The sequence below is a fragment of the Streptomyces sp. NPDC028635 genome (genome assembly GCF_040637635.1).
Lineage (GTDB): Bacteria > Actinomycetota > Actinomycetes > Streptomycetales > Streptomycetaceae > Streptomyces.
Map to the genome: position 1 here is coordinate 158906 of NZ_JBEZWX010000007.1, position 14735 is coordinate 173640.

Below are 14735 nucleotides of genomic sequence, written 5' to 3' on the forward strand. Positions count from 1 at the left end.
GGGGCGCCCTGCCTGCATCGCGTTCGCCCTGCTGATGGCCGGCCGCTCTCAGGTGCGTCAGACGGCGGTCAGGTCCACGTCCTTCGTCTCGCGGTACCCGACGAACGACACGGTGCTGACCAGGCACAGCGCGGCCACGTACCAGCGGTACCAGTCGGCGTGACCGTGCGCGGCGAGGTACTGGATCAGGTACGGAGCGGTGCCGCCGAAGAGGGCCACCGTCAGCGCGTACGGCAGCCCGACCCCGCTGGAGCGCAGGGCGGTGGGGAACATCTCCAGCGTCGCCACCGGCGCGGCCGCGGCATAGCAGCCGAACAGCAGCAGCGCGGCCGTCATCACCGCGAACAGCCGTACGGCCGAGCCCGACAGCGCGCCCAGGAACAGCGGCGACGCGCAGACGAAGCCACAGCCGAACACCAGCAGCAGCGGACGGCGCCCGAACCGGTCGGCGGCCATGCCGAGCACGGGCAGCGCGGCCATGAACACCACCTGGGCGGCCACCCCGGCCCACAGCGCCGCGTTCGCCGACATCCCGTACCGGAGCTGGGCGTACAGCGGAAGGTAGGCGGCGAAGGTGTAGTAGACGACGGTCGCCCCCAGGGTGAAGCAGACCACCCGGGCCGCCGCCCGCGGGTGCCTGCGCACCGCCTGCCACGCCGGGTTGCGCGGACGCTCGCGGACCGCGTCGTAGACGGGCGTCTCCTCCATCCGCCCGCGCAGGTACCAGCCGTACAGGGCCAGCAGCGCGCCGAGCGCGAACGGCACGCGCCAGCCCCAGCTGCCCAGTTGCGCGGGGGTGAGCGTGGCGTGCAGCAGCAGTGCGAGCAGCGTCGCCGCGAGCGTGCCGAGCGTGGTGCTGACGTAGATGGCGCTGGAGTACAGGCCGCGGCGCCCGGCCGGCGCGGTCTCGCTGACGTACGTGCTCATCGCCGCGCCCTCGCCGCCCGCGGACAGCCCCTGCACCGCCCTGCCCACCACCAGCAGCGCCGGCGCCAGGACGCCGACGGAGCGGTAGGGCGGGACGAGGGCGATCAGCAGGCTGCCGCCCGCCATCATCAGCAGGGACAGCCGCAGCGCGGCGCTGCGCCCGCGGCGGTCGCAGTACGCGCCGATCAGCGCTCCGCCGAGCGGCCGGAACAGGAACCCGACGGCGAACACCGACAGCGTCCGCAGGACGTTCGTGGCCGTGTCACCGGCCGGTTGGAGCTGCGCGCCGAGGATGGCGGCGAACGTCACGAACGCGCCCCAGTCGAACCACTCCATGGCGTTGCCGACCGAGGCGACGATCACCCGGCGCAGCCCGCCCCGTCCGGTGTCCGCCGGCGTCGTGCTGAGGGCAAGGGTGCTCACGATACGGCCCCGCTCTTCCTGGTCGTCCTGTGGTGCGGTGGCGTCGGTGACGGGCCGGCGCCGAGTCGGGTGCGGACGTCGTCGGCCTCGGCGGCGCCGATCTCGGTGAACACCGCCAGGGCCCGCGTCCAGTACGCGGCCGCCCGCGTGTGGTCGCCGCCGAGCGCGGCGACGGTGCCGAGGACGTGCTCGGCCCGGGCGACGTTCAGGCGCTGCGCGGTCGGCCGGGACAGGGCGAGCGCCCGCTGCGCGCACTCCTCGGCGCGGTCCGGATCCCCCAGGCTCAGGTACAGCGGGGCCAGTTCCAGCAACACCTTGCTCCGGGCGACGCGGTTGGCGTTGCTCTCGGCGAGCGAGCGGGCCGCCTCGGCGTGTCCGTGGGCCTCGTCGCCGCCCAGCAGCCGGTCGACGACGGCGAGCCGGGCCAGCGCGTACGCCTCGCCGTCGACGTAACGGATCTGCCGGGCACCCTCGAGCGCCCGGCCCGCGTAACGGGCCGCCTCCGGCAGCGCGTCGAGACCCGCGCTGATGGCCGACAGCAGACACAGCGTCTGCACCTCGTAGGTGCGGTCGCCGCACTCCTGGAAGGAACTCAGCGCCCGCTGCGCGGACTCGAGCGCGCTCTCGTGCCGGCCGAGGTCCAGGTCGACCAGGGCGAGCCCGTACAGCGAGATGCTCCGGTCGTAGGAGGAGTCGATGGACTCGGACGCCTTCAGCGCACGCGTGAAGCAGGACCTCGCCTCGGACAGCTCCCCGGTGGCCTGGCGCACCAGACCCAGGTTGCGCAGGCTGTAGGAGTTGATGTGGTGCAGGCCGAGCGTGCCGGCGGTGGCCAGCGACGCCGTGAGGAACTCGGTGGCCCGCACCATGTCGCCCTGCGTCCAGTGGATGAACCCCAGCAGGCCCTGGGTGGTGGCCTCCAGCCGGGGCGAGAGGATGCTGTGCGAGACCTCGAGCGCCTGCCGCGCCGCCTCCTCGGCCTGCGCGCCCCGGCCCAGGCTGAGGTGGGCGAGGCTCATGTTGTTGAGTGTGGCCGCGACCTCCTCGGCCATGCCGAGCCGGTCGTGCAGCGCGAGGCTCTTCTCCTGGTGCGCGATGGCCCGTTCGTAGTCGCCGAGGGTGTTGTACAGGTTGGCGAGGCTGCGGTGCATCGCCGCGACACCGGGCTCGTCGTCCAGGGACTCGGCGGCGGACAGGCCGATGCGGGTCGTCTCGTCCCACTCGGTGCGGTACTTGCCCGTCCAGAAGAAGCCGCGCAGCGCGTCGGCCAGGCGCCAGGACAGGTGGTGCGGGCCGTGTGTGCCGAAGTGGCGCACGCACGCCATCAGGTTGCGCCGTTCGGCCAGCAGCCAGGCCATCGCATGGCTCTCGTCCCGGAACCGCGGCGCGTCGAACGTCGCCCTGGACCGGGCCGGTTCGGCGAGCCGGACGAACTCCGAGTACAGCACGTCGGCGGCGGCGCAGGCGCCCGCGAGGTACCACCCGCCGAGCCGCCGGAGCGCCTCGGCCCGCTCCTGTGCGGAGTTCTCCTCCAGGGCGCGGTCCTGCGCGTACTCGCGCAGCAGGTCGTGGAACTGGTAGCGGCCCGGTGCGGTCTGCTGCAGCAGGCTCGCGGTCTCCAGCCGGCTCAGACCGGACCGCGCCTGCGCCTCGCTGATGTCGGCGAGCACCGAGACGGCGGCGGGGGTGAAGTCGGAGCCGGGGAAGAGCCCGGTGAGCCGGAAGACGGCGCGGTCGTCCGGCGTCATGGCGTCGTAGGACAGGGCGATGGCCGTGGAGACGGCGGACGTCGTGTCCCCGTCGACGGAGAGGGCGGCGAGGCGGTTGCCCTGCCGCAGACTCTCCAGGTACACGTCGGTCTGCCCGCCGGGGGCGCTGATGAGGTTGGCCGCGGCGATGCGCAGCGCGAGCGGCAGGTAGGAGCACAGCGCGGCCACTTCGTCGACCACGTCGGGCCCGATGGCCACACCGGCCTGACGCACCATGCCGGTGACCAGTTCGGCGGACTCCCGCGGGCTGAGCGTGCCGACGCCGATCACCTGGGCGCCGTGGGTCACCGCGAGGGAGCGCAGCTGCCGCCTGCTGGTGATCAGTACGGAGCACCCGGCGTCACCCGGGATGAGCGGGAGCACCTGCTCGGCGCTGGAGGCGTTGTCCAGCACCACCAGGACGTTCTTCCCGGTCAGCTTGGAGCGGTAGAGGTTCGCCTGCTCCACCGGGTCGACCGGGATCTGGTCCGCCGGCACCCCGAGGCTGCGCAGGAACTGCGAGAGCACCTGGTCCGGCGGGAGCGGCGCGTACGCCCCGCCCCGCTCGTAGCCGCGCAGGTTGACATAGAGCTGTCCGTCCGGGAACGCGGCGCGCACACGCCGGCCGAGGCACACCGCCAGCGCCGTCTTGCCCACGCCGGGCGGTCCGGACAGGACCACGACGGGGACCCCGGTACGGCCCGGTGCCGGAGGCAGGGCCGCCTCGACCCGGGCGGCGATGTCGTCGCGCCCGACGAACCCCAGGGCCAGCGGGGGCAGTTGCGCGGGCACGGTGACGACCCGGTCCACGCCGGGGCGCGGCCCGTCGGGGGCCGCCAGCGAGGGGTCCGATTCGAGGATGCCGGTGTGCAGCGCGCGCAGCCGCTCGCCGGGCTCGATGCCGAGCTGCTCCACCAGTTCGCGGCGGGCCTGCTGGTAGACGTCCAGTGCCTCCGCCTGCCGCCCGGAGCGGTACAGGGCGAGCATCAGAAGGCTCCAGAAGTTCTCCCGGAGCGGGTTGTCCATCGCGGCCGTGCGCAGCTCCTTGACCAGCTGGGCGTGCCGGCCGAGGAGCAGCTCCGACTCGAAGTACGCCTCCATAGCGCCGAGCCGCTCGTCCTCGAGTGCCGGGACCTCGTCCTGGCGCAGCGAGTCCGAGGGGATGTCGGCGAGCGGCGCCCCGCGCCACACGCTCAGTGCCTCGCCCAGCAGCCGTGCCCGCTCCTCCGGCGTCGTCGTCTGCTGCGCGGTCAGGACCAGGCGGCGGAACCGTGTCAGGTCGAGTTCGTCCTCGCGCAGGTCGATCCGGTAGCCGCCGGCCGCGGTCTCCACCAGGCTGGCGTCACCGAGCAGCAGCCGCAGCCGGCGGACGTAGGTGTGCAGCGCCCCGCGCGGGTTCGACGGCTTGCGCTCGTCCCACAGCCAGTCCGCGAGACGGTCGTTGTCGACCACCGCTCCGGCCCGCAGCAGAAGGGCGGCCAGGAGGACCCGGAGTTTTCCGGAATCCATGACCTTTTCATTGCCTGCTATTGACGCGGAGAGCGGTCCGAGAATGCCGAAGTCGTTCCCGCCGCGGTGCAGGGCAGCACTCTGCGACGGGAATAGTTCCGTTCTAGCCATGTGCGGTTCTTGCCTTCCCCCGTAGGCCGTGCACAACCGCCCCCGTCCCGCGCACCGCATCATCGCGGAAATGCGCACTTCAGGGGTCTGGTCGGGTTGTGCGGTTGACAGAATAAGGGAGACCGGTGACAGCAAGGTGACCGTGGCTTGTTCGGTAGATCACACGGCGAACTCCCCGGCGCCGCGGCATACGGGCGCATCGGAAGGTTCGTCACCCGGCTCACCCCGTTCCGGTGAACCAGCGGATCGCCGTCGTCAAGGGGTCCGACGACGCCGGGTCGTCGAGCGGAAAGAGAGGACGCGGGGTGCGCAGTGCCCGCATGAAATCCCGCTGGGCGTCCGTGTGTGCGGTGCCGCCGTCCGGTGGCGCGGGCCTTTCGTGCGGCGGCGGCACAGCGAGCTCTTCGTGCGGCGGCGGCACGGTCCCACCGGCCGCGGGCGTGTACGGCGGACCGGGGTCGGCCATCGGCCCGCACGGCGGGCTTGCCTGCCGGCCGGCGCCGTACGGCAGGCAGGTGGCCGACGCCGCGCCCACCCGCGCTCTGGGCTGCGGGCGCGCGGAAGCGGTCCGGCCCGTCAGGTGACGGCGCATCACAGTCTCCCTTCGTGCCCGGATCAGGCGGGGCGCGGGCGCCGGCCGGTGTGATCCGAGGGGTGGGACCGGCGGAGGTGGTCGACGATCAGCTCCCGGATCAGCGGCGACCAGTGCGGGGGGAAGATGTGGCCCATGCCGGCGATGCGCCACAGGCGCGCGCGGGGGATCACCCGGCGCAGTTCCTCACCGTGCTCGGGCGGGAAGACCGGGTCCTGCTCACCGTGCACGACGAGCGTCGGCACGTCGAGGGCGGGGAGCCGGCCGGTGAGCGGCGGCGTCCGGTCCAGGGCCGTCAGGTGGCGCCCGGAGGTGTCGGGAAGTTCCCCGCGGGCCATCACGCGCCGGACCAGGTCCTCCCAGTAGGCCCGGTCGAACGGTACGGCGGGCCCGACCAGCACCCGCCAGCCGTCGACCGCGGCGGCCAGTAACTCCTCGGGGCCGCGCGGCGGCGACGCGGAGAGCCGGGCGACCCGGTCCACCATCGCCGGGCGCGGCCCGGGCAGCCCGGTGCGCGGCGGGCGGGACACGTCACCGTTGGCGTCGGGGGAACTGGACAGCAGCACCAGGGACCGGACGAGTCCGGGCCGTTCCAGGGCGAGCAGCTGGGCCACCATGCCGCCGAACGACTGGCCCACCACATGCGCCCGGCCCAGGCCGAGCCCGGTGATCACCTCGGCGGCGTCCGAGGCCGGCACCGAAAGGTCGTACTCGTCCCGGGACTTGCCCGATCTGCCGGTGTCCCGGTGGTCGTAGCGCACCACGAAGTAGCCGTCGGCCGCCAGCAGCCGGCACAGTTCGTCCGGCCACACGATGCCGGGCACCGTTCCGCCCATCACCAGCAGCACCGCCGGATCACGGCGGCTGCCGAAGGTCTGAGTCCACAGCCGCAGGCCGTCCCGCGTCGTGATTGGGCTCTCCACTGGGCTGTACTTCCCCTTGGTAGTGTGCCTCGGGACCACTGATCATCCGTCCCTGGGGGAACACATGACCCGCGCCCGCACGGCACTTGTCCTGATAGATCTGCAACGGTGGATCGTCGACATGCCGTGGCAGCCGATCAGCGGTGACGCCGTGGCCGACGCGTGCGGAAGGCTGCGGGAGCATGCCGCGGACACCGGCTCCTCGACCGTCGTCCTCGTCCGTTACGTACGGGCCGACGGCGCCGACGGTGGCGTCGGTGCCGCCCCCAACCAGCTGGTCCCGGCCTGTGCCCCCCGCGCCGGCGACCATGTGGTGACCAAGAACGGCCTCGACGCCTTCGAGGGCACCGACCTCGACGGCATCCTGCGCCGCGAGGGCGTCACCGAGGTGGTGGTCGCCGGGCTGTCCACCGCACACGGGGTCGCCGCCACGGCCGCGACGGCGGTGCGCCTGGGCTACGACGTGGTCGTCGTCTCCGACGCCACCGCGAGCGTGAGCGAGGCGCAGCACCGCGAGGCGCTCGACCGGCTCGCCGCGTCCGGTGCGCGCACCACCCTCCTCGCCGACCTGCCGGCCGCGCAGGCCGCCGGGAGCTGACCCGGCGGCCCGCGGCCGGGCCGCTACTGGTAGCTGACCGCCGTCGGCTTGACCACGTACACGATGCGGTGTGCGGCGTCCGGCGGCGGGCCGTCCAGCTTCATGCCGTACCGCTCGGCGAGCTGCGCGAAGAACTCCGCCGAGGAGTCGTCGTCGATCCGGACCACCTCGCCGCGGATCTCCAGGTAGCGGTAGGGCTGCTCGGGGTCGTTGACCGACACCGCGACCTGCGGGTTCGCCGTGATGTTCTTGTACTTGTAGCGGATCGTCGTGTTGGTGAAGCGGATGTACTCGCCGTCCCAGGAGAACCACATCGGGTTCACCTGCGGTCCGCCTGCCCGGCGGATCGTGGCCAGGTGACCGAAGAGCGGCCGTTCCAGCAGGTCCCGGTGGCTGTCCGGAATGAGACTCATGCCGTGTGTGCCTTCACTTTCTCTTGTGCGTCCCGCCGGCTGTCGAACAGGGGCCGGAACAGGTCGGTCAGTCGGGCCCGCATCGCGCGGGCGTCCCTGGTGGTGATGTCCACGTGGCCGTCCGGGCGGGCCAGCGCCAGGGCCGGCCGGCCGCGGTGGGCCACGGTGCGGACGTCGAGGACCACGTCGAGCCGGTCCGCGCACCAGCGCATCAGCTCCCGCGTCCCGTCGTCCGGCTGCCCGGCGACGATCAGCGTGTGGCGCAGGTCGTCGAGGCGGCCGCGCAGCGGCTTCGGTACCAGCGCACCGGGCACGAAGCCCGCGGCCTTGCCGCCGGCCGCCGCGTCGGCGCGGTACTTCGTCCGCAGCCCGGCGAGCCAGGGTATGTAGGCGATGTCGAACAGGCGCAGCCCGGAGGCGACCCGCAGCGCGTTGTCCCGCAGCACGACCTGGTGCCGCTTGCGCAGCAGCCACAGCCTGGTCTGCACGTCGGCCTGGCGCACCACCGCGCGCGCCACGTCCCCGCGCTCGCCGGCATACGTGTCCAGCAGCCGCTCGGCGCTGCGCCCGTGCCAGACGAGGGCGAGCTTCCACGCCAGGTTGTGGGCGTCGTTGACACCGGTGTTGAGCCCCTGGCCGCCCGCCGGGCTGTGGATGTGCGCGGCGTCCCCGATCAGGAAGACCCGGTCGACCCGGGTCGTCTCGGCGTGCCGGGCGTGCACGTTGAAGACGCTGATCCAGTCGGGGTCGCGCAGCCGGATGCCGCCCGGCCCGCGCTCGTCGACCAGTCGCTGCACCGCCGCCAGGTCGATGTCCTCCTGGGTGACGCCGGGGGGCGCCGAGGTGAACACGCGCCAGCGCCCGTCCGGAAGTCCGCACGCCACGAGGATGCCCCGCGGCGAGCAGAAGTAGTGCGTCATGCGGTGGTCGAAGGCCGTGTCGACCATCACGTCGGCCACCACGAAGCGCAGTTCGTAGGTGGAGCCCTCGAAGCCGACGCCCAGGTGCCCGCGGACGGTGCTGCTCGCCCCGTCGGCCCCCACCAGGTAGGCGAACTCCTCCTCGTGCTCGGTGCCGTCCGGGCCGCGCAGCGTGGCCCGGACCCGGTCGCCGAGCTGTTCGAAGCCGAGCAGTTCGGTCGCCCACTGCACCGCGCCGCCGACGGTGGCGAGGTTGGCCCGCAGCACCTCCTCGATGTCCGGCTGCGGACAGATCAGGGGCTGCGTCTCGGGACGGTAGCGCAGGTCGGCGATGACCTTGCCGTCCGAGTAGTACCGCATCTGCGACTGGGGCAGGGCGCGGGCGGCGAGCAGGTCCTCCCCGCCGACCCGGTGGATCAGTTCGACGGTCCGCGGCCACAGGCCGAGCGCCTTGGACAGGGTGGTGGGGCCGTCGGCCTTGTCCACGCAGCGCACCGGTACGCCGCGCCGGAGGAGTTCGGTCGCCGCGGTCAGCCCGGCCGGCCCCGCACCGGTGACGAGGACGGGCAGCGCACCCGCCGGGGTGCTCATACGGCGGCCTTCTCGGGGGCGGGCTCGACGGGCGCCGCCTGCTGGGCGGGCTCGCGCAGCATCACGCCCACCAGCACGGCGCTCGCGGCACAGATGGCGACCACCACCCACAGCACCAGGTGCAGCGCGTCGGTGTAGCTGCCGGTCAGCAGGGCACGGAAGCCGGAGCGGGCGGAGCCGGCGACGGTGCCGGCGGCTCCGGCCAGGTCACCGCCGATCACGCGGTCGGCCAGGGCGCCCGCGTCGGCACCGCGCGCACCCGGCACGCCGGGCAGGCCGTCGGCGATGTGCGAGCGCGTCGAGTTGAGCAGCACGGCGCTCATCACGGCGATGGCGAACGCCTCACCGGCCAGACGCATCGTGTTGAACATGCCCGCGGCGGCACCCGCCTGGGCGGGCTCCACGGAGGTGATCGCCACACCGTCGACCAGGCCGGCCGTCATGCCCATCGAGATGCCGAGCAGCAGCAGCGGGCCGGCGAGCGTGGCCACCGACACGTCCGGGGCGATCAGCGTGAGCCAGCCGGCGCCGAGCGCGGCGACGACGAGGCTCAGGGTGAGCACGAGCCGGGTGGAGACACCGTTCTTGACCAGCTTGCTGACGACGAGCGGCGCCACCAGCACGGGCAGGGTGAGCAGCATCATCGTGGCGCCCGAGGCGTTGATGCTCATGCCCGCCGCCGAGGTGAAGTACGTCGGCAGCAGCACCAGCAGGCACACGAAGCTGAAGGACAGCGCGACGGGGATCAGCGACACCGCCATGAAGCGGCCCTGCCCCAGCAGCGACAGCTGGAACATGGGCTGGCGCTGGCGCAGTTCGGCGACGACGAACAGGGCCATCAGCACGGCCGCGGAGGCGAACAGCAGCAGCGTCGCGGCACTGGTCCAGCCCCGCTGGGGGCCCTGGACGATGGCGAACATCAGGCAGAACAGCGACAGCGTGAAGGTCGTGGTGCCGGCCCAGTCGACCTTGGTCGCGGCGGGGTTCCTCGACTCGGGCATCGCCGGCACCGCGAACAGCACGATCACCGCGACGACCAGGTGCGACACGAACACCGCGCGCCAGCCGAAGGCGTTGACGAGGGCACCCGCGGTGGACGGGCCGAGCGCCAGACCGGCGCCGGCCGACGAGCCGAGGATCGCGAAGGCACGGGCCTGCGCGGCGCCCTCGAACGTCGTGGCGAGCATCGCGGCGCCCGCCGTCATCACCGCGGCGGCCCCGAGTCCGGCGAGCGCGCGGGCCACGTCGAGGACGACGATGCTCGACGTCACCGCGCTGGCCAGGCTGGACAGGGCGAACAGAACGGTTCCGGCGGCGAACATCCGGCGCCGGCCCAGGATGTCGGCGAGCGAGCCGCAGCCCAGCATGAAGCAGGCGAAGGCGAGGTTGTAGGCGTTGACCACCCACTGGAGCGGGGCGAGCCCGACGTGGAGCGTGGAGCTGATGTCCGGCAGGGCGACCGAGGTGCCGGTCAGCGAGGCGGGCAGCACCAGAACGGCGAGGCACACCGCGGCGAGAGTCAGCGTCGGATTGCCGCGTGCGGTGTCCGGACGAGCCGTGCTCATGAAACGTTTCCCTTTCGTGGGGGGGGTGATGGGGGTATGCGGAGCAGGAGGAAGAGGCGGGGTCAGCGGGCGGGGCGGGCGACGACGGCGCAGGTGAAGCCGAAGCCTCCGCCCGCCGAGATCGCGAGGGCGACCTCGCCCGGCGCGAGCAGCTCCTGCTCCCGGATCGCCGTGAGGTTCGCCGCCATGTCGCCGGCGCCCAAGTGGCCGGTGCGGCCGCCCAGTTCGACGATCTGCGCCTTGGTCAGGCCCTCGACCGCCGGGTGGTAGGTCTCCCGGCGGACCTTGACGCCGACCCGGGGCAGGGCGAGGAGGCGGATGCGCGGGTCGTCCACCTCGATGCCGGCCTCGTCCAGCGCCGTCGTGACGACGGTGCGCAGCGCGGTGGACACCCCGCTGTAGAAGCCGTCGAGGCCGACGTCGGTGATGTAGGCCTTCTTCGTGCGCCTGACGTCGATCCGGTCACTGATCCAGCGGCCGGCCGGGGTGAACTCGTCGCGTCCCCGGTGCAGCCCCTCCGCCGCCGAGACGGCGGCGCTGGACAACCCGAGCAGGGTGAACTCGTCGGCGCTGTCGTCGCGTTCGTGCAGCAGGAGGGCGGTGGCGCCGTCGCCGTAGAAGACGCCGTAGTCGCCCGCCCAGCGGTCGAACCCCTCGTCGGGGAAGCGGTCGCCGGTGGTGACGAGCGCCGTGCCGGTGGCGGGGTCGGCCAGGAGCCGGGAGGCGGCCGCCTCGAGCGCGGTCCCGCCGCCGTTGCACATCACCTGGATGCCCAGCGGCACCCCGCGCACCGCGCCGACGCGGTGCGCCACGTAGTGGGCGGGCGACCAGAAGTCGTGCCCCTGGTGGTGGATCCAGGCGTGGGTGGTGAAGCCGAGGGCGGCCCCGTCCCAGCCCGCGGCGGCGAGCGCGTCCCGGGCGGCGGCCACCGCCATGTCCGGTGCCGAGACGGTGTGCGCCACCGGGACCTCGGTGACACCGGTGTTCCTCAGGTCCTCGTCGCTGATCCTGCCGCGGGTGAGGGCGTCCTGGGCGGTTTCGACGGTCTGCGGCAGCCAGGTCGTGACGGCCCGGATGCCCAGCCCGTTACCGAGTCGCATCGGTGAGTTCCTCCGTGCTCGAGGTGGATGGAGCGGATGGTGGTGACGGCGAGAAGGCTCCCCGCGAGGCGGGCGGGCCGGTGGCCGGGTCCGCAGCCGCACTCCCCTGTGCTGCGGCTGCGGACCCGGCGGCTGTGGGCAACCTCGTCCAGCCGTGGCGGCCGGCGTGCTCCAGGAGCACCGGGTCGTCCCCGACGATCCCCGCCCGGCCCACACAGGCCAGGAGCGACAGATCGGTGGCGTGATCGCCGTAGGCCACGCACGCCTCGGGACGGGCCCCGAGACGGTCCATCAGGGCGCGGGCGGCCACGGCCTTCCCCTCGCCGATCACGGTGGTGAGCACCTCGCCCGTGTAGCGGCCTGCGACCACCTCGGGCTCGCTGCACAGCACGTGATCGGCGTCGAGGTGGTCCGCGACGGGGTCGAGGCAGGCCCGGAAGGAGCCGGACACCAGCGCGACGCGGTATCCCTCGCCCTGGAGCCGGCGCAGTTCGCTGACGGCTTCCCGGTGGAAGAACCCGGCGCGCCGGTGCGCGGAGGCGAACCAGCGCCGCCCGCTCTCGGCGACCGCCGCACGCTCCATCCCGGCGTAGGCGCGGTAGTAGGCCCGGTTGGTCTCCTCGCGGGGCACGCCGTTGCGTGCCGCACGCGTCAGGGCGTCCGCGACCGCCCGGTAGCGCGCCGGGTCGGCGAGGTGGAACTCCAGGAAGGCGAACATGCTCTTGAGGCCGATGAGTGTCTCGTCGACGTCGAAGAACGCGATCCGCACCGGCCCCGCGGAGGCGTTCGCCCGCCCGGTCGCGGGAAGTCGGGTGGTGGCGGTCATGGACTCAGTACCTGCTTCCCTGGGCCGGGGGCAGCGCGTCCAGGTCGGCCAGGTCCTGCGCGGTGAGGTCGACGTCCGCCGCGGCCAGGTTCTCCCGCAGATAGCGGGAGTTCTTCGTGCCGGGGATCGGCACCACCCGGTCGCCCTGCGTGAGCGTCCAGGCGATGGCGACCTGGGCGGGCGTGACCGCACGGCGGTCGGCCACCTCACGGACCACGTCGACGATGCGCTGGTTGGCCTCCATCGCGGCGCGGTGGAAACGCGGGCTGGCCGCGCGGAAGTCGCTGTCCTCGAACTGGTCCGCGTGCAGCGTCCCGGTGAGGAAGCCGCGGCCGAGCGGAGCGAACGGGACGAAGGTCGCCCCCACGCTCTCGCACCAGCCGACGACGCCGCCCCCCTCACCCTCCAGGGCATCGCGCGTCCACAGCGACAGCTCGGACTGCACGGCGGTCACCGGGTGGATCGCGTGTGCCTCCCGGGCCTGTGCCACGGTCGGCTCGGACAGACCGAGCCAGCGCACCTTGCCCTGTTCGACGAGTTCGGCCATGGCGCCCCAGGTCTGCGCCAGCGGCACGGCCGGGTCGATGCGGTGGACGTAGTACAGGTCGATGACGTCGGTGTTCAGCCGCCGCAGGCTGGCCTCCACCGCCCGGCGCAGATACGCCGGGGAGTTGTCGCGGTGAGCCTCGCGCGCCTTCAGGTCGTCCAGGACGATGCCGAACTTCGTCGCGACGACGGCCTCGTCCCTGCGGCTCGCCACGGCCCGGCCCAGCAGCGTCTCGTTGTGGCCGGCCCCGTACAGGTCGGCCGTGTCCAGCAGGTTGCCGCCCAGGTCGAGCGCTTCGTTGATGACCCGGATGGACCGTTCGTCGTCCCGGGCGGACTCCTGGTAGAGCCAGCTCATGCCCATGCACCCGAGGCCGACGCTGCCGATTTTGGTTCCCGTGTTGCCCAGATTCCTCAGGCGCATTGTTCTTCCTCCCTTTCCTGTCAGGCGGCCGCGAGTACGAGCGCGGCGTTGTGGCCGCCGAATCCGAGCGACGTGCTCACCGCGACCTGCAGGTCCGCCGTGGCCGCCGTGCCCGTCGGAATGTTCAGGTCGATCTCGGGATCGAGATCGGTGAGGTTGGCCGTCGGAGGGACCGACCGGTGGTGCAGTGCCAGCGCGGTGAAGGCGGCCTCGACCGCGCCGGCCGCCGCCAGCGTGTGCCCGGTGACGCCCTTGGTCGACGTGACCAGCGGGCGCTCGCCGAGGACCCGGCGCAGCACGCGCCCCTCGGTGACGTCGTTGAGCGGGGTGGACGTGCCGTGCGCGTTCACGTGGTCCACGTCGCCCGCGCCGACCCCCGCGTCGGCGAGTGCGGCGCGCAGGGCACGTTCCATGCCCGCACCACTGGGATCGGGCGCGGTGGCGTGGTGCGCGTCGGACGACCAGCCGAAGCCCACGACGTCCGCGTAGCTGCGCGCGCCCCGCGCCCGCGCGTCCTCGGGCCGCTCCAGCACGAGGATCCCCGCGCCCTCGGCGGCGACGAAGCCGTCGCGCGCCGCGTCGAACGGCCGGGACGCGGCGGCCGGGTCCTCGCGCCGCCCCGACAGACCGCCCATCCGGGTCAGGCCGGTGATGGTCGCCGGTGTCAGCGCGGCCTCGGCCCCTCCGGCGAGCACCACGTCACAGGTGCCGGACCGCAGCAGGTCCCGGGCCAGGCCGATCGCGTTGCTCCCGGACGCGCAGGCGGTGGCCGTGACCATGCTCGGCCCGTACGCCTTCACGTCGATGGCCAGATGGCCGGCGACCATGTTCGACATCCCCATGGGGACCGTCAGCGGGGAGACGCTCTTCGGGCCGTCCTGAAGGAACCGGCGGTGCTGCTCCTCCCACGTGGCCGTGCCGCCGAGGGAGTTGCCGACGATGACACCGACCCGGGTGCCGTCCCAGCTCTCCGGGTCGAGGCCCGCGTCGGCCACCGCTTGGCGGGCGGCGACGATCGCCAGCTGGGTGAAGCGGTCCAGGCGCCACGCGCTGGCGGGCCCGAGCAGCGCCCCGGCGTCGAAGCCGGGGACACGGCAGGAGAAGTCGACCGGGAGACCGGCGAGTCCGGGATCGGGGGCGGCGGTCGGCCGGCCGGAGCACACCCGCTCCCAGCTCGTCCGCACGTCGAGGCCGGCCGGGGTCACGAGTCCGAGCCCCGTGATCGCCACGGCCCCCTTGGACGAGTCGGTCACGCCGGCACGCCCTGGGCCTCGATGAGCTCGACTGTCTCGGCGATCGTCGTCTCGCCCTGGAGCAGGTCGTCGCCGAGGTCGGTGCCCAGCTCCTTGTTGATGATCATCGTCAGCTCGATCAGTGCGAGCGAGTCGAGGCCGAGGTCCTTGTAGGAGATGCCCGCCTCGACCTTCCCGGCGGGCACGCCGAGCTGGGTGACGAGGAGATGGGTCAGCTTTTCGTGGATCGCGCTCATGGTTTCGCCTTCTTCTCAGTGCGTCGGTGA

12 protein-coding genes are annotated in these 14735 nt (G+C 73.1%); 1 reads left to right on the top strand and 11 read right to left on the bottom strand.

The features are described 5' to 3' along the window. Positions 1-57: 57 nt before the first annotated feature. From AB0E88_RS10520 to AB0E88_RS10530, 3 genes are all read right to left on the bottom strand, one after another. On the bottom strand, positions 58-1350 hold the full coding sequence (locus AB0E88_RS10520) for an MFS transporter (RefSeq protein WP_361627116.1): 1293 nt from the start codon (positions 1348-1350) through the stop codon (positions 58-60). Next, complete coding sequence (locus AB0E88_RS10525; protein ID WP_361627119.1) at positions 1347-4607, bottom strand: BTAD domain-containing putative transcriptional regulator; 3261 nt, start codon at positions 4605-4607, stop codon at positions 1347-1349. The genes AB0E88_RS10520 and AB0E88_RS10525 overlap by 4 nt, the downstream gene beginning before the upstream one ends. Positions 4608-5333: 726 nt before the next feature. Next, positions 5334-6233: an alpha/beta fold hydrolase gene (locus AB0E88_RS10530; protein ID WP_361627122.1), complete on the bottom strand. Its 900-nt coding sequence runs from the start codon at positions 6231-6233 to the stop codon at positions 5334-5336. 64 nt (positions 6234-6297) lie between these two features. Here AB0E88_RS10530 and AB0E88_RS10535 point away from each other — a divergent pair, with 64 nt between their 5' ends. Further along, entirely contained in the window at positions 6298-6831 is a 534-nt protein-coding gene (locus AB0E88_RS10535; RefSeq protein WP_361627125.1) for a cysteine hydrolase, read from the top strand. Between the two features lie 23 nt (positions 6832-6854). Here AB0E88_RS10535 and AB0E88_RS10540 read toward each other — a convergent pair whose 3' ends face one another. The 8 genes from AB0E88_RS10540 to AB0E88_RS10575 all read right to left on the bottom strand — a co-directional run bounded on the left by AB0E88_RS10540 (position 6855) and on the right by AB0E88_RS10575 (position 14705). Then, complete coding sequence (locus tag AB0E88_RS10540; protein ID WP_361627128.1) at positions 6855-7244, bottom strand: PPOX class F420-dependent oxidoreductase; 390 nt, start codon at positions 7242-7244, stop codon at positions 6855-6857. Continuing rightward, positions 7241-8755: an FAD-dependent monooxygenase gene (locus tag AB0E88_RS10545; protein WP_361627131.1), complete on the bottom strand. Its 1515-nt coding sequence runs from the start codon at positions 8753-8755 to the stop codon at positions 7241-7243. The genes AB0E88_RS10540 and AB0E88_RS10545 overlap by 4 nt, the downstream gene beginning before the upstream one ends. Continuing rightward, positions 8752-10320: an MFS transporter gene (locus AB0E88_RS10550; protein WP_361627134.1), complete on the bottom strand. Its 1569-nt coding sequence runs from the start codon at positions 10318-10320 to the stop codon at positions 8752-8754. Before AB0E88_RS10550 ends, AB0E88_RS10545 begins: the two co-directional genes overlap by 4 nt. A 62-nt stretch (positions 10321-10382) precedes the next feature. Beyond that, the gene (locus AB0E88_RS10555; protein WP_361627137.1) at positions 10383-11420 is read right to left on the bottom strand and encodes a 3-oxoacyl-ACP synthase; all 1038 of its coding nucleotides are present in this window, start codon (positions 11418-11420) and stop codon (positions 10383-10385) included. Beyond that, the gene (locus AB0E88_RS10560; protein WP_361627140.1) at positions 11407-12246 is read right to left on the bottom strand and encodes an HAD-IB family hydrolase; all 840 of its coding nucleotides are present in this window, start codon (positions 12244-12246) and stop codon (positions 11407-11409) included. The genes AB0E88_RS10555 and AB0E88_RS10560 overlap by 14 nt, the downstream gene beginning before the upstream one ends. A 4-nt stretch (positions 12247-12250) precedes the next feature. Beyond that, entirely contained in the window at positions 12251-13216 is a 966-nt protein-coding gene (locus AB0E88_RS10565; protein WP_361627143.1) for an aldo/keto reductase, read from the bottom strand. 20 nt (positions 13217-13236) lie between these two features. Beyond that, complete coding sequence (locus tag AB0E88_RS10570; RefSeq protein WP_361627146.1) at positions 13237-14469, bottom strand: beta-ketoacyl-[acyl-carrier-protein] synthase family protein; 1233 nt, start codon at positions 14467-14469, stop codon at positions 13237-13239. Further along, positions 14466-14705 (bottom strand): acyl carrier protein, encoded by a 240-nt coding sequence (locus AB0E88_RS10575; protein WP_361627149.1) that lies wholly within the window; start codon positions 14703-14705, stop codon positions 14466-14468. Before AB0E88_RS10575 ends, AB0E88_RS10570 begins: the two co-directional genes overlap by 4 nt. Positions 14706-14735 lie beyond the last annotated feature (30 nt).